The organism is Alteromonas sp. NFXS44 (assembly GCF_040148705.1).
Taxonomy (GTDB): Bacteria; Pseudomonadota; Gammaproteobacteria; order Enterobacterales; family Alteromonadaceae; genus Alteromonas.
Genome location: NZ_JAGDEA010000007.1, coordinates 1 through 17,402, shown reverse-complemented (window position 1 = coordinate 17,402; position 17,402 = coordinate 1). Strand labels below are relative to the sequence as shown.

The 17,402-nt window shown below is 43.2% G+C and carries 7 protein-coding genes and 1 pseudogene; 4 read left to right on the top strand and 4 right to left on the bottom strand.

Going from position 1 to position 17,402, the window contains the following annotated elements:
- Window positions 1-24: 24 nt before the first annotated feature.
- The 4 genes and pseudogenes from J3369_RS10305 to J3369_RS10290 all read right to left on the bottom strand — a co-directional run.
- Window positions 25-546 (bottom strand): annotated as a pseudogene (locus J3369_RS10305) (transposase); the annotation flags it as partial.
- A complete protein-coding gene (locus J3369_RS10300) occupies window positions 456-1,088 on the bottom strand; it encodes a type IV toxin-antitoxin system AbiEi family antitoxin domain-containing protein (RefSeq protein ID WP_349586412.1) in 633 nt (210 codons plus the stop codon). The gene J3369_RS10300 and the pseudogene J3369_RS10305, both read right to left, overlap by 91 nt.
- Window positions 1,089-1,718: 630 nt before the next feature.
- Entirely contained in the window at window positions 1,719-3,059 is a 1,341-nt protein-coding gene (locus tag J3369_RS10295; protein WP_349586410.1) for a glycoside hydrolase family 28 protein, read from the bottom strand.
- A gap of 112 nt (window positions 3,060-3,171) precedes the next feature.
- Window positions 3,172-6,309 (bottom strand): TonB-dependent receptor domain-containing protein, encoded by a 3,138-nt coding sequence (locus J3369_RS10290; RefSeq protein WP_349586407.1) that lies wholly within the window; start codon window positions 6,307-6,309, stop codon window positions 3,172-3,174.
- A gap of 369 nt (window positions 6,310-6,678) precedes the next feature.
- Here J3369_RS10290 and J3369_RS10285 point away from each other — a divergent pair, with 369 nt between their 5' ends.
- The 4 genes from J3369_RS10285 to J3369_RS10270 form a co-directional block, all read left to right on the top strand.
- On the top strand, window positions 6,679-8,361 hold the full coding sequence (locus J3369_RS10285; RefSeq protein ID WP_349586404.1) for a glycoside hydrolase family 43 protein: 1,683 nt from the start codon (window positions 6,679-6,681) through the stop codon (window positions 8,359-8,361).
- Complete coding sequence (locus tag J3369_RS10280; RefSeq protein WP_349586402.1) at window positions 8,327-10,537, top strand: hypothetical protein; 2,211 nt, start codon at window positions 8,327-8,329, stop codon at window positions 10,535-10,537. The genes J3369_RS10285 and J3369_RS10280 overlap by 35 nt, the downstream gene beginning before the upstream one ends.
- 2 nt (window positions 10,538-10,539) lie before the next feature.
- Complete coding sequence (locus tag J3369_RS10275) at window positions 10,540-12,873, top strand: TIM-barrel domain-containing protein (protein WP_349586400.1); 2,334 nt, start codon at window positions 10,540-10,542, stop codon at window positions 12,871-12,873.
- A 559-nt stretch (window positions 12,874-13,432) separates the two neighbouring features.
- Window positions 13,433-17,402 (top strand): ATP-binding protein (locus J3369_RS10270; protein ID WP_349586397.1); only part of this gene is annotated, 3,970 nt, incomplete at its 3' end.

The following is a 17,402-nucleotide window of genomic DNA, read 5'->3' as shown; positions in this document are numbered from 1 at the left end:
TCAAAATGAATCGCCCCTCGTTCCCTAAACGCCTCTCAGCTGAAAATCATTTAAATATCTCTTTGGATACTCTATGGTAACGACAAAAGGAACACCGGTAACGTGGACTTTCCGGATGTATTGAGTGATAGCCCACTGAATTTCAGAGATTGAAACGGGGTAATCTCGTCGGGGTTTTCGAACTTCCCGCCCGAGACTGGTTAGTGATAGCACCGGACGATTCCGGATAGTGTTGGCCTGAAAAGCACGCTGCCGATTGTGCTTGTAAGCGATGATTCCGATCAGCCTGAGCAGCCATTCGGCGGGCATCGCAATAAGCAACAGCACATCGAATCGTTTGGGACAGCGTGTTCTGCTGTGACGAACACCCAGCCCGTACTGAGGGCTTTTAATATCCCGGAAGCTTTCTTCTATCTGCATTCGCTTGGCATAGAGGTTCACGAGTCTCTTTGAGGTCAGTGATTCTGCGGGGATGTTCGTTGCGAGTAGCCATGGTTCTTGGAACTTAGCGCCTCCATGTAGGGCATCATTATATTTGTCATTCTGTAACGCTTAGCATACTCCCATAGCTTTCCCTGTTCTAGTTTATTGGCTCGTTTTGCTTCTGTAAGTGCTTCAATCGCAACACCAATACCGATCTTGTTACGGAACTTAAAGCAATCAACAACCGTCCGCTCAATGTCCGTAACCAAAACAGGGACACCATCAACTAGTGTTGAGATAACTCCAAAATCCTCAGTCTCTCTGCTTCGAACAATCTGAATGCTTGGGTAGTCAATATTAGGCGCTCTATCGCCTTTTTTGATGCAGAGCCATACCTGAAAAGGAGCTTGGGTGGTGAGGTTGTGGTATCTAAGAGCCGACAGAAGGCAGATAACACCATTTTTCGATCTGGCGCTAACTTCTGCAAAAGACTGCATCTCAGACTCTTCTCGACCTATATAACCGTAGAGTCCTCTCTGTAGTTTTTCTATCTGGCCCTTTACCACGGCGCGAGACAGGGAAGCGCGTGTTATATTTAATTTCGCAGCGTCTGAGGTAGTAAATATGGATAGTTTTTTTAACTTTTCTAGATGTGATGGACTCATACTAAATGATACGTTATGTCATACTTTATATATATAGTATGACATAACGTATCATTTATCCATTTTTCCTTTGATGGAGTTCAGCCTATGCTCTTGCAACCTTTTTGTTTTATTAACAACACAGAAGTACAACAGAGCCTAGTTTGTACAACTGTGAATAATTTAGTGTGATTACCAAGGGATACTTACAGTATAAGTTGTTCTGACTCATACACGATCTGACAGTTTAGGATTTTGAGTTCAACCAAATCAGACTGTCCGCAACAAGTTAATCTCCGAAAAGAGCGAATTTCGGGCGTTTTCCAAACTTTGGTTTAGTACATCAAAAAAGTTTAATCAGAATAGTGTACTCAAAGTACACTATTTCAATGTACTTCACAGATTATTGTTCTATTCATTTATCAGTTTCTAGAGTTAGAGAATTGGACGAATTCACCATGGCAATACAAAAGGTAATCAGCGGCGATTCAAGACTCCTTACCTGATGATCGTGGTAACGCAGCTCTCAACGCGTGGGTTGCAGGAGTGGAGGGAAGGCTAGAGCGATTTGGCGACTCAAATGAAATCCTTTCTGAAAAAGTTTCATGCCGTGGTGAGTAGGGGCTAAGTTGTACTAGCTCAGACCTGCTCTTACAGTTTACTATCTGTGAAGATTTCATTGGCTTCAAGAACCAAATTACTGACATGTTCGGTTATATTTTCTTCGGTTACACCGTAAAATTTACTTCGAGTTATACTAACGGTACCAATTAATGCATTTGGTAAGCCCCGAGCCTCAATTATTCGATGAGCTTTAAGCACCTCTAAATTAGTGAAGTTAAGTTTATGAAGTGTAGGGGGGTAACTCCCATTTTCTGCTTCTTCATATTGAAAGTTACACATCACCACTGAATATTTGACTTGCCCAACCTTGATTCTTCTTGCAAAAATTGAATGAATATCACCTCCACGCATAGCATTACTTTTAAATCTGAGTGCGTACCAGAGTTCTGGACTGCTCATTTCACAGTCTTGTATATATACGTGATTTACTCCTCCCGATATCTCACTGCCTACAACGAGCCCTCCATGTCCATCTCTCATAGTACATTTCTCGACTAAAATATTCTGAGATGGAACGTTGATTCTCCTGCCGTCAGCATTTCGGCCTGATTTTATTGCAATGCAGTCATCTCCCGTATCGAAAAAGCAATTTTCAATTACGACATCTTTGCACGACTCAGGGTTACAGCCATCGTTGTTTGGGCCTTTGCCTCGAACAGTAACATTTTTTATTAGTATGTTTTCACTTAAGACTGGGTGAATATTCCAAAACGGCGCATCTTTAAGCTCGATCCCACTTATCTCTACATTTTCACATCGATAAAATTCAATAAAACTTGGCCTCAGGTAGTGCCCTCGCCCAAAAATTCTATTGCTAACTGGCACATTTTCTTCTGCTAATTTAAATAAAGCCATTCTATCTTGATGTTGCTGTGGCATTCCTTCTTCCCAGCCAAACTTCGGAGAGCCACACCAAGACCACCAATTATCATTAGATGCCTGCCCGTCAAGAATACCTTCCCCCTTAACTGCTATATTTTTAGCTTCTTTTGCATAGATAAGAGGAGAAAAGTTATAGAGTTCCACACCTTCATATCTCGTTAATACAATTGGGTAGTCTGTGGCTTGAGTACTAAAACGAAGAATCGCGCCTTTCAAAAGTTGCAGAGTAACGTTTGACAGAAGTTCTATTGCCCCGGTTAAATAGTCTCCGGGCGGAACGATTACTCTACCACCACCAGCATCATGACATGCTTGTATCACTTTTTTGAAAACCAAGGAGTTATCAAAATCACCTCCTGATTTCGCGCCGAAAGATTCGATGTTGAAAGAGTTTTCTAATGGTTTCACACCTCCAACCCTCGCTTTTATTTCATTTGCTCTTTGCCATGGGTCAGCACTTGAAGCAGCATTTGCACGTGGTAACACACTACAGGCACAGAGAGCGCAGCTCATTCCGATAAAAGTACGTCTGCTAATCACAATATTAGTCCCCTCAGAAGAATAACAGGCAGTACGAAAACCGCACTGCCTGACTAATTCAAAATTTAGCTTTGAGGGCTGCGAACATAACACGCCCTTGTATATCGTAAGTTGCAGGAATGGTGTTTGCTCCTCCCAAGTTGAGATCACCTAGTACCGGCGGCTCTTCACTTAAGAGGTTTCGTATACCAAGCGTAATTTCTAGTTCCTCAGAGAAACGGTAACCGCCAGTTAGATCAAAATATACATAGCTGTCAATGGTTGGTGACGTAAATGAGCTCGCATCAGGCGGTGTTTCACCACGGCCCTGCGGTACAACGATTCGATCTGTTGTTAGTTCATCAATATATCGAGCACGTAAGGAAAGCGTTGCATCACCGGTTTGCCATGTAACTCTCGTAGTTCCCTTCCATTCAGGTAAGGGTTGACCACATGTACCTCCCCATGTTCCAACGCACTCGTTGGTAAGACCGGGTAATTCTTGTATGGGTGTAGTTGTGAAATCTTCTGTGTAGGTCCATGAAGTATTAATAGTCCAGCGACTACCACTCGCAAACAAGCCGAATTGAGATTCAAAGCTATATGAAGCATTAAAATCGAAGCCCGTTGTCTCAATACCACCAATATTAGCGTTTGCTGTAAAAACATATGTGGGAGCGGCTATCTGGCCTGTTAGTGGGTCTCGATTTATAGCCTGACAATAAATGCTTTCAGAATTTTGCAATGTGGAGTAGCACAAATCCAAAACATTCTGAATTCCTCCGCCACCAAGTGGTGCGATGGCATCATCAAGAGTGATATTGAAGTAGTCTAAAGATAGTGCCAACCCTTCTATCTGGCTGGGCTGGTATATAACACCAAGGGTAGTTGTGTCTGACTCTTCAGGATTTAACTCTGGATTTCCGCCGCGAATTTGTCGAAGAAATGGTGACGGTTGCACTGCATCAGTAAACACAGCGTCTGAAGGAACACCTGTAGCTATACAGAGATCTCGAACTGACTGGGTTTGTCCACTTGATGGCTGACTTGAGCCACATGGATCGATTGCTGTAGGACCATCCGATCCTTGTCCTCCGAATAACTCACCTATATTTGGTGCGCGTATAGCATGCTGAAATTGTCCTCGAAATGACAGGTCATCATTTACAGCCCATTCAATGCCTGATGAGTAGGTCCAGACAGCATCATCACTTCCTATGCTGTAGTCCGAGTAGCGAAATGCTGCGTTCAAATCTAATTGTTTTATTGCAAGCATGTCGGCCAAAAGAGGTACACGAATCTCTCCGAAAAACTCTGTTACTGACTGACTACCACTAGTAGGCCTGGCTGAGTTCCAACCTGAAACATCCCCTGAACTGAGAAAAGAGTCTGGAACATAAGCTGCGCTAGCGTGTCTCCATTCAAAACCCAATGCAAAATCAACTGGTCCTGCTGCCATATCAAATGCAGCACCTGATATGGTTGCTACAGCAACCTCTTGCTGAGCCTCAATCTTTGACACTGCACCAATGCTTATAAATTCTGCTGCCTCGCTTGAAATATTACCGTTTCCAAATAGATTTAAAAGTGGGGAATTATTACCGGATGATAAAAGTGAACTTTGAACTCGGCTCAAGGAAACAGAGCCTGTTTGTATATCTGTTTCTGACGTTTGTGCATAGCTGTAATAAACGTCGTAAGATAAATCATATAAAAAGTCACTGGATACGTCCTCCAAGTAGCCTTTCACACCAAGAACGGTTCGAAAGACCTGGTGGTCAGCATCAGCCACACGTCTGTTTAGGTCGCTAAATCTACGACCATAGTTAATAATTGCCAAACCGTCATTGGGAGTTGTCGAATAGGTGGCACTTCCAACATTGATTGTCGATGATGCAGCTTCTCGTTGATCCATCAGAGTAAGCAAATTCTGAACTTCATTGCTTACAAACGGGTTGTCAGTTTCGATAAGAAAGTTCGTGTTAACGTTTGTTGGAGAGATCTGAACAGTTGAATCATTGTTACTAAAATGAACTTCAAGGTAACCGGTGGAATTTTCAGATAGCTGGTAACTGCCGAAGACATTTGCCATCCACCTCTCCTGAGGCGTCATTAGATAGGAGTCAGGGCCCAAATCGAACCTATCATCAGGAGAAACAAAAGGTCTTAGTTGATTTCCTTGATCGTTGAATATTGCGCCAAGTGAACCCATATTTTGCAAGCCCGCAGCTATAAGCGCCTGGTCAAATTGTGCGTCAGATTGAGAGGAGCCATACAGTGGTATATTACCAATCCTTCCATTTGGAACAGCACTAGATCCACCTGTTATGAATCCCATTATTCCCCCAGCTTGACCACATGATTGCCCAGAAGGAACATTGAGAGGTGAACCAGGTCCATCACTTCGATATGATTCAGGCGTTACACAACCATCACTAAGCGAATTGCTTGCGAATCCGCCCCTTTCAGCGGCAGTGAATCCTTCGCGGCTCATATAACCTAATGAAACAGTCAGATTTCCTTTCCCATCATCAAAATTTCCACCAAAAGTGAGGTCTGCATTATAGAAAGGTGTTGAAGTGTGCTGATCCCAGGTTCCCTGAACATCAAGCTCTATTCCTTCAAAGTCATCACGCATAATGAAGTTAACAACCCCAGTGATTGCATCTGAACCGTACACCGCTGAAGAGCCGCCGGTCACAACCTCCGTTCGTTTAATGAGTGCTGCAGGAATTGTATTAATGTCAGTCGTCATGGCTGGACCAGAAATAGCAAATCGTCGACCGTTGACCAAGACAAGGTTTCTGGACGCTCCGAAATTTCTTAAATTCAATGTTGAGACACCAACCGGTTGACCTGCTTGCACAGTATTCGATTTCGGACCTTCAAATTGGTTGCCTGAAAACTGAGGGTTGTCTAGCATCAGTTGCTCGACATTTTGTGTCCCTGAAAGTTCTACTTCCTCTTCACCAATAATTGACACAGGTGTCGGTGAGTCCATACCGCGTGGAGCTAATCTCGAACCGGTAACTCTTATTTTTTCCACTTCGATCTCTGACTCGTCTTTAGTTGTATCAGCGGTTTCCTGGGAATAAATGTTTCCTGAAGCCAGAATGAAGCCTATGGAAATGGAAAGGGGGGCGAGCCGTGAAGTAAATCTTCGAACATTAACTCGATGCATATGTTTTCTCCTGAATATTATATCAATCAATTCCAATAAAATACGCTCTTAAAAAGCGCTAAAAAATTCGTTTCCGGTCTTTTGCGAGCACTTTTTCTCAGTTTTGTGTAGAGAAAAATCTAATCCAGCTCATTATTTTTACAATAAATACACAACTAAAGTATAAGAAGCAATATAGAGAGAAAATGATTGGCATGCGATATTTAAAGCATTTTGAAATGGGGATGGCGAAGTGACAAATTCACAAAGATATATGATTTAAAACATTTTTTTAGACATAAAGAAAAATGATGGACATTGATCTCTCATTGATGTTATCGGTTACATTTTCGATCGTACAAAAAAGTAAAAACAAATTTAGTTAAATGAAATGTAAAAAACATAACAAAAAATAAAAGAAATTGATTGAATTTGATTTTTTGTTCAAGCATGTTTTATGTAAAGGAAAAAGTAGAGTGCAAAATGAGAGATAACGTTTCACTAAAGTTTAATAAAATAAGTTGCTTTATATTCATTCCATTGATTGTACAAGTCATGTTTCACTGCACAGTTGCAGCTGACGGATGGCAACCTGACCTCGGTAATGGAGAGTACAAAAACCCAGTTTTACATGCAGATTATTCTGACCCGGATGTTATAAAGGTTGATGATGATTTTTATATGGTTTCTTCCAGTTTTAACGTCATGCCCGGAATCCCGATTCTTCACTCGAAAGATTTAGTAAATTGGGAAATTGTCGGGCACGTGTATGACGCTTTACCATTCGAGAAATTTAATAAGCCTTCACACGGAAATGGGTCATGGGCTCCCTCGATCAGATATCATGATGGACTTTTCTACGTCTATTTCTGTACACCTGAAACCGGTTTGTTCGTTGCTACAGCGGAAACTCCTGATGGCGATTGGACTGTAGAGCAGATAGCGGAAGTTGAATTGTGGGAAGATCCTACACCATTTTGGGACGATGACGGAAAAGCATATCTAATTAGAGGCAAAGTCAGAGCAGACATTTTATACATCCACAGAATGAGTGAAGATGGAAAAAGGTTACTGTCAGACGGGGAAGTCATCTATAAAAATTTGGAAAGGCAACCCGTCATTGAGGGACCTAAGGTTCTCAAAAGAGATGGTTACTACTACATATTTGCACCAGCAGGTGGAGTGAGAGATGGCTGGCAAGCCGTCCTGCGGTCCGAGCATATCTTCGGACCTTATGAAGATAAAATAATCCTTCATCAGGGCAACACCGATATTAATGGGCCTCATCAGGGAGGGCTTGTTCACCTGGACTCTGGTGAATGGTGGTTCCTGCACTTTCAGGAAAAAGGCATATATGGAAGGGTTGTTCACCTTCAACCCGCGGGTTGGAAAGATGGATGGCCATTTATTGGTATTGACCAAAATGGCGATGGTATCGGTGAACCTGTAGATACCTATACCAAGCCGGACATTGGACAAACACACGATATTATAATACCTCAAACATCTGACGAATTTAATACGTCCAATTTGGGTTTGCAATGGCAATGGCATGCAAACCCGAAGAGTCACTGGTATTCGCTTAATGACGAAAAACCTGGACACCTTCGCCTTCGCACGGTCCAAAATCTTACACAGAACGGCAACTTAAGATTTGTTGGTAATCAGTTACTTCAGAAGTTCTCTTCTCCTGGTTTCACCGCAACAACCAGAATGACATTTTCTCCGGACGACGAAAGCGACAAAGCTGGTTTAGTGGTCAATGGAAAATCCTGGGGCTACCTCGCGATGTTTCTTAATAACAACAAGGTATTCCTAGGGGCATTCAAAGGTCATTACGAACAATATGATGATGCGACTGAGCTTATTGAATCTGTGGCCATCAAAGATTCATCAAGACCCATCTACTTACGAACCAAAGTCGATGCCACCGGTTTATATCAGTTTTCTTATAGTTTGGATAATGAACATTACGTTTCAATTGGTTCAACGTTACAAGCTGAACAAGGCGTCTGGATTGGAGCAAAAATTGGTGTGTTCGCACTTTCTTCGAGCGTACAGGAAAGTCAAGGGTATGCTGATTTTGATTGGTTTAGGCTTAATGACTAGCGGAGTAGTTATGTTCAAAAATACAGATTTCCTAAGATTTAGAATTAGTATGCTAGGAGCATTACTGGTTCTTGCAGGATGCTCATCCTCGGAAAATAGTCAGAATGGATTAAAAAATCTTGTACCTGCTGCTATAGATAGAAAGGCACTTATTACACGACATAACCCGTCGGTAAGTTCAATTGACGCAAATAGTCCGTTTTCTTTGGGAAACGGGCAATTCACCTATACGTCAGACGTTACCGGTTTCCAATCCTTTGGAGATTTATACCATAAAGAAGGTATTCCTCTTGAAACAAAGGCTCGTTGGGCTTGGCATTCCAGAGTGAGTAGTGAACCTTTTTCGCTGTCGGATACAAATGTATCTTACAAATGGGGCGAGGAAGATGTCTTCTTCCCGACAGATGATTCAGGTGAGGCTGGTCAATGGTTAAGGCAGAATCCGCATGATTTACCACTTGCAAACGTTGCTTTAAACGTCGATGGAAAAAGAATAGACAAAGCAGTCCTCAAAATGCCGCACCAGACTCTTGATATGTGGCGAGGTCTCTTATCAAGTCATTTCTTAGTTAACTCAATCGAGGTTAATGTAGAAACTGTCGTCGATAACGCTACGGATAAAGTTGCATATTCAATTGAATCTTCTCTATTGGAGAATCAATCGTTGAGCTTTTCTTTAACGTTTCCACGAGGGTACGACATGAATGTGAAAAACACTCCCGCCATTGATTATGAAAACCCTCATGAGCATTTAACAACAATTATCTCTCAATCTGAACATGGCGTGGTATTCGAACGGCAAATAGATGACCATCGCCATTGGGTAAAAGTTCAGTGGTCTAAAAACGCTCGTATTGAGAAGAGTAGCGAGCACAACTATGTTCTTAAGGTAGATAATATTAGTCATGACGCACGATTCGATTTTTCAATAGAGTTCAGCGAGGAAAACAACTTTTCTAATGAAATACTCAATTTCAGAAAGCTGAAAACTAATGTCGCAGCTTACTGGCATGACTATTGGAACAGCGGTGCAGCTATCGACTTTACCGGCAGTGAATCCAAACAGGCTATTGAGTTAGAGCGACGAATCGTTTTGAGCCAGTATCTTATGGCCATTCAAGAAAGAGCAGAGATACCAGCACAAGAGACTGGCCTGACTTCAAGCTCGTGGTACGGAAAATTTCATACAGAAATGTCGTGGTGGCATTCTGCACACTGGCCATTATGGAATAGACCAGAACCGTTGAGAAAAGTCTTATCCTGGTACAACAGTAATTTATCTCACGCAAAAGAGACCGCAACTAATTTGAAACTTGATGGGGCACGCTGGTCGAAGATGATCGGGCCTGATGGTCGGGAGAGCCCTGGTGGTAATCCACTTATAATCTGGAACCAGCCACAACCGATTTTACTCGCAGAGTTACTATATAAAGCTGGTGATAACGAGACTGTACTAGAAGAATATAAAGAGCTTGTAGAACAAACAGCCTTAGCTCTCTCATCAATGTTAATTTGGGAGGAGAGTAATAATAGATACTCGCTGAAGCCACCAATCTGGATTGCTCAAGAGCACTACGATGTTACAGAGTCAGAAAATCCTACCTTTGAATTGAGTTATTGGCGAGAAGGATTAGAGATTGCTCAAAAATGGCGAGAACGGTCAGGGTTAGAAAGAAATCGTAAGTGGGACGAGCAACTAAGTATGCTCGCCAAGTTACCAGTCTTCGAAGGCAAATATGTAGCAATAGAGTCTATCCCGGATACATTTACCAACATAGAAAGTCGAAATGATCATCCTGCAATGTTGGGTTCATTAGGAGTGTTGCAAGATAAGACCGTTAATAAAACGGTGATGAAGAATACACTTCATGCAGTCATTGAAGATTGGGATTTCGAAACGCGTATTTGGGGTTGGGACTACCCAATGATTGCGATGACCGCTACCAGACTTAATGCGCCACAAGTCGCTGTCGATGCAATACTGATGGATGCTCACAATAATACATATCTCAACAATGGCCACTGTCCACAAAAGAAAGTCGGGCTTCCTGTTTACTTGCCAGCAAACGGCGCATTACTTTCAGCTGCAGCGCTAATGGCAACAACAAATGAAGACTCTCCTTCTCTGGGTTTTCCATCAGACGGAAAATGGACAGTCCGCGCAGAAGGTTTCTAAAAATGTACAAGTTTTTTCAAACTGATACAGACACTTTAAAGGACAGTTATATGCTTGCCCGGTTTCAAACCAAATTTGCTAAGTCAGGTCTTCTACTCATAGGTTTTGGTGTATTTAGCGCTTGTGCGCTAGCTGAATCTGCCAAGATTTCATATGGAACGAATACACTGTCAATCGACGCGCAGGGTAGCCAACTCGCGATCTCAATTTTTAGCGCGGATAAAAAAATAGCGCAGATAGAGGAGATTAACTTCAATTACAAATCAGCAACGGAGTGGAAAATCGTTTCGAAAAATGATTCGGAAGTAACTTTGATTGCGCTATTACCACCTAGTACTGAGTTCTATCGTACGGCAAGTGATGAAGAAGAACGAAAAGCAGAGCTATTGGTGAGTAAGGCAGATGGAGGATTCAGATTCTTTGCTGCTCCTGAGTGGGGAAACCAGATTACTATAAAAATGAAAGATCTGGGAGGTCATGTATTTGGTTTAACAGAGGCTCTTCAGCCAGATAACCGTTTATCCCCAGATCTGAGGAACTCATTTATTGATTTAGAAGTTAAAGCAGAAGAAGCAAGTATTCATGAGAATTTCGCCTCTGCCTATTCGGCATTCTTTATGAATAGCAAGGGCTACGGTGCCTTTTTTGATACTTTCGCGAGAGGAAAGTACCAAATAGCTATTAATGGGAAACATCAAATCCATCATGATACGGGAACGCTGGATTGGTACATATTTCCTGGTAAGGATGGTACTGAGATCCATCGATCATATTTTTCGTTAATTGGAGAGCCTAAATCGGTTCCGCTTTGGGGACTCGGCCCTATAGGCTGGAGGGATCAAAATGATGGCGGTGCTGCAGAAGTTCTGGATGATATTGAAAAACTAACGAGCTTAAGAATGGCATTCACATCATGGTTTATTGATAGACCATATAGTGATGGTGTTCATGGGTGGTCGGATATGAATTTTAGCCCTATTTTTAAGGATCCAGAGTCATGGATAAACGAAATTAATGAACATTTTAATCTCGAGTTTATGACATGGACCACGCCCGCTTACTTTGGTGCGTCGCCATTGCCTAAGCATCTGGCCGGCAGCTTTTCTTATGCAGACCTCAGTGATCCAGATACTGTAAATGAGTTTAAAAAAGAACTGACATCTAAGCAATTATCTTATGGTGTAAAAGGACACAAGATTGACCGGGCAGATGAAGGCTTTCCAGTCTATGAAAGCTGGCATGATGAGAAAGTAAAACCCGCATTCAGACGCAATTACTATGCTTACCTTATGAGTAAAGTTCACGACGATGCCCTTCGAGAAAAATGGGGAAGCGACCAAGTTACGTTCGTGAGATCTGCTATCCACAAAACTCAGCCATTCGTAAGTGCAATTTGGGCGGGAGATCCGAGAACAACGTGGGACGGCTTTCAGGCTAACTATGCTAACGCTGCAAGAAGCGCATTTATGGGGTTTCCTGTATGGGGTACTGATGTCGGAGGCTATCAAGGGGAAGGGTTTATTCCGGCAGATTTGTATATTCGATGGATGCAAGCCGGAAGTATGAGTGGTCTATTTGAGATAAAGCTGGATGGCGCTGGTGGCGAAGGGAAGGACAGAATGCCATGGCAGTATAACGAAGATGTTCAGAGCCAGTTGAGAAATATTTTAGCTGACAGGATGAAACTGTTGCCGTATCTGAACACATTGGCAAATGATTCTTCAAATCTCGGCACTATGATGCAGCCTCTTTCCTATCGTCACTTAGATGATGAAAAGACCTATGATATGTGGGATGAATTTTACTTGGGGCAAGCAATCCTTGTGGCTCCTGTATTCACTTCTGCATCAAAAAGAGATGTTTATTTACCAGCTGGTAAGTGGCGTGCATACGATCAACCTAAAGTCCGTTACCAAGGAAAGCAAACGATAACAGTCGATGCGCCAATAGATGTAATTCCCAGGTTCGTTAAAGAAAACAGCCTGTTCGTTACTGGTAATTTTGCTTTGGGTAACACTAAGCATTGGAACAAAGATGAAACGGTCTTAACTATCCACGCATTTCCCGGAGATGTAGGAGAATCTTCTGAACTTGACTATATCGATGTTGAAAGTGGAAATAAGAAAAGAATAGGCTTGAGCGTGAAGGAACAGCATATTGAGCTCTCTGTTCCAGCGTTGTCCTACAAGAGTGTTCTTGAAATTATCTCTGATAAAAAACCGAAGCAAGTTTTTATCAACGGTAAACGTATAAAGGCAGATTTCAGGAGCCAGGATGGGATAATAGAAATACCTCTTCAAGCGGACATAAATGCAAAAATCAGGGTTGAAAGGTAGACTCTAAATAATAATCGAGGCTGGTTTAAATCAGCCTCGTTCGTTAAATGTGAACTTCCACTAAGTTAGTAGCATCCATAATCAGCGAATTAGTCAAATCCACTATCAAGCACTGTGTAGTGGTCAATAAAACCCGGAAAAGCTATAGGCCCTCATCACTCTATAAGTAAGACAATTTTGGTACAACACGAATAAAGAAAGTGGTAAGCCCCCATTTTTCTGGGCATCTTCAAGCTGCTGATAATGCGCCTTTTCATTTCTGCCAGGAGATGTTCTGCTCACTTTAGGTGACAGGTGTAAAATTTGCAGATGCGATGGGGTCGCTTTGCATTATTGAAAGACATCGCGTTATGGCTTGCGTGTACATGTTGAACTATCCGAATACCATACGTTTCAAAACGTAGAGGCTTTAATAAGGAGACACTGCTAGAAATTTGAAGATGTATAGCAAACTAAAGGTCGAACGTGTAGGCTAATAAATATACAGGGAATGTTAGAACGATTATCTTGGTTTTGTATTAGCTATCTCTTTGACGATAAAATATCTTGGAGTGCAGGAATGCGGTGGTCTAAATTATTTGTTGGGCGCAAAAAAGAACTCTCCCAACTTATCGCGGCATATGACAAAGCTTTTAAGGGCAATGTTCAAATCGTGCCAATAGTGGCTGAAACCGGCTTTGGAAAAACTAGACTAGCGCAAGAATTATACAATTGGCTTTCAGTAAATCGTGATCCAGCTGGTGAAGCAGGTTATTGGCCCGATTTGCTTGAGAGAATTGAAAATAATCTTACAGTAAATCCTCCGGCCGAAAACTGCGGACAACGCAAATTAGTTATGCCCTATTTGTGGTGGGGGCTACGAATTCCAGATCCAGGAGCTCGCAACGAGATCATATCTGGAGCACTTTGGCCCGCAATTAGCTCCCTAAAACCTCATTTGGCACAGTATCAAAAGGAGGTTGAAAAACGTGCTATAAAATTCAAGGCATTAAAAGAAGGTGCAAAAGGTGCCACATCATTGGGGTTTGATGTTTTAGGAAATATTGTAACATTTGGATTACTAGGTGCAGGAAAAACCATAATAGAATCTGGCATTGCATTTTATAATATACACAAAGAGAGAGTGACTTTAGAAGAAAAAACTGTAACGCCGAATCAAACTAATCAGAATATGAATGACGAACTAAGTGAGACTATAATCTCGGACCTACGTCTATTGGCTTGTCCCCCGTCAAAGAACCTACCAAAGATACCCCTAGTTTTGCTATTGGATGACGCCCAATGGCTGAGTCAAGATCAAAGTACCTTAGCGTTTTTTGAACAACTTATCGTGACTGCCAAGCAAGAAAACTGGCCTCTACTATTAATTATTACTTGCTGGGAAAAAGAATGGCACGACAGCGAAGAGAATCAATTAGCGCCCGCTAAATGGTTAGATCGCGCGGAAGGTGATAGCCCGATTTTATTAGGTTCCGCTAAGGGATTGGAAAACATCATTTCGAAAGCCTTTTCCGGTTTAGTTCCTCCCCAAATTGAACTTTTGTTAGACAAAGCAGACGGTAATCCCCGTTTCCTTGACGAAATTTTGATGTTTCTAGATCGCAGCCCAAAATATTTTAAAGAACGAGACCAAAGCCTTCCACTTTCACTAAAGGGTGAAAAAGCCATAGCAGAAATGAACTTTGCAGATCTTGTGTTAGATCGCTTTGAAGCAGCTCCTGAAAACGTTCGTAAAGTTTTGGCCTTATCCAGCCTACAAGGTATGAGCTTCTCTCCTCGTATTTCAGAATTAATGGCTGAAAGCGCTGCAATAGCGCAAGCAAGCCAAGCCATTTCTTATAGTGAAACTCCTTTAGGCTTTACAAGTATTCGAAGTGAGACAGCAACCACTTTCCCCGAAAGCAAAGCGGAAAAAAATGAAAAAATAATTCAAAGTGTAGAATTTAGATTAAAGGCATACAGAGAAGCGGCGATAGAAGATTTGGAAAACCATATAGATGAAATAAGTGCGCATCAGTATTTCGCAAAGGCTCGCCAGCAAATCAATTTATCAATATGTCAGTCTTCGAACATCGATTTAGAAATATTAATGGCGTTTGTTGAAGAACCTCAAGCCGCCTTAGCGGCAGCTGCAGAGCTTATAAAACGAGCAAATGAAAAACTAGATAACCGGGCAGCCGCATCAATTGCGGCTAATGTTATGCCTCTATTAAAAGAAGTTGATAGCCCTCCGCCTTATGATGTAGCGGATAAAATACTCAATGCAGACTCAAATTTTCACTCGGTCTCTAATAAACACTTAGAGATTGTAGATCGCTTTATTCTAATGTTTTCAGCTCAGCATGTAGACGTGCAAAATTTAGCACTCCAGATAGATGTGACAAAATATTATCGTTTTCGTTCTCGAATCAATTATATATTAAGTGGTGCGTTAAAAGCTGCTGAGGATGCACAAATATCACTAACTGAATCTAGATTAATTGCCGATAAGTATCAATCGACTGATGCTATAGAGAACTTAGCCATCTCCATCAACGATTTCGCTAGAATATTACAAGTCACAGAAGGCCCTAAGGTTGCCAAACCGCTCTTTGTAGAAGTGGAGCAACTGATGCGGGCATTGGCTGAGGAGATAGAGAGCCCAAGCGTGAAAAGGGACTTAGCCCTCGCCACCTTTGACCTCGCCACCGTAACGCGGGACATTGATGGATCGGAAGCTGCCAAACCACTCTTTGTGGAAGTAGAGCGACTGATGCGAATATTAGCTGAAGACTTAAAGACTCCTAGCGCACGCAAGGACTTAGCCAGCGCTACCGCTCATCTCGCCAACGTGACGAGAGACATTGGCGGACCGGAGGCCGCCAAGCCGCTTTTCGTGAAATATGAGCAAATGATGCTGGCATTAGCGAAGGAATTAAAGACTCCAAGCGCACGTATGGACTTAGCCAACGCCATCTCTCGTCTAGCCACCTTGACGCGAGACACAGATGGCCCGGAGGCTGCCAAGCCGCTCTTCGTGCAATATGAGCAACTGATGCGGACTTTGGCCTCAGAATTAAAGATCCCTATCGCAAATAAGAACTTAGCCCTCGCCATTTATCACCTCGCGTCCGTTATGCATGACACAGATGGTCCAGAAACCGCCAAACCACTTTTTGTGGAAGTGGAGCAATTGATGAAGGCATTGGCTGAGGAGTTAAACACACCGGGTGCTCGTAAGGATTTAGCCGACGCTACCTTTCACCTCGCCACCGTAACTTATGATTTAGACGGGCCCGAAACCGCCCGACCGCTCTTTGTAGAATACGAGCAACTGAAGCAAGCATTGGCCGACGAGTTAAAGACCCCAGACGCACAAATTGACTTAATCAACGCCACCGCTCATCTCGCCAACGTGACGAGAGACATTGGCGGACCGGAGGCCGCCAAACCGCTCTTCGTGAAATATGAACAATTAATGCGAGCGCTGGCTGAAGAGTTGAAAACGCCGGGGGTGCGGAGAGACTTAGCCAATGCAAACTTTCAGCTTGCCACAGTGATGCGGGACACAGACGGGCCGGAGGCCGCCAAACCGCTCTTCGTGAAGTATGAGCAACTAATGCGGACATTGGCCGACGAGTTGAAAACACCAAACGCGCTGAAAGAATCAGCCTACGCCGCTTATCACCTTGCCACTGTAACGCGAGACACAGATGGACCGGAAACCGCCAAACCACTTTTTGTGGAAGTGGAGCAATTGATGAAGGCATTGGCTGAGGAGTTAAACACACCGGGTGCCCGTAAGGATTTAGCCGATGCCACCTTTCATCTCGCCAACTTGTCGAGAGACATAGACGGACCGGAGGCCGCCAAACCGCTCTTCGTGAAATATGAGCAACTAATGCGGGCGTTGGCTGAGGAGTTGAAAACACCGGGCGCTCGGAAAGACTTATCTTTCGCTATCTACCAGCTTGCCACAGTAATGCGGGACACAGACGGGCCGAAGGCCGCCAAACCGCTCTTCGTGAAATATGAGCGACTAATGCGGACATTGGCCGACGAGTTGAAAACACCAAACGCGCGGAAACAATCAGCCTACGCCGCTTATCACCTTGCCACTGTAACGCGAGACACAGATGGACCGGAAACCGCCAAACCGCTCTTCGTGAAATATGAGCAACTAATGTGGGCGTTGGCCGAGGAGTTAAAGACACCAGGAGCCCGCAAGGATTTAGCCGATGCCACCTTTCATCTCGCCAACTTGTCGAGAGACATAGACGGACCGGAGGCTGCCGAACCGCTGTTCTTGAAATATGAGCGACTGATGCGGGCGTTGGCCGAGGAGTTAAAGACACCGGCTGCCCGCAAGGATTTTGCCGACGCCACCTATCATCTCGCCACAGTTATGCGGGATTTAGACGGGCCGGAGGCCGCCAAACCGCTCTTCGTGAAATATGAGCAACTAATGCGGGCGTTGGCTGAGGAGTTGAAAACACCGGGCGCTCGGAAAGACTTATCTTTCGCTATCTACCAGCTTGCCACAGTAATGC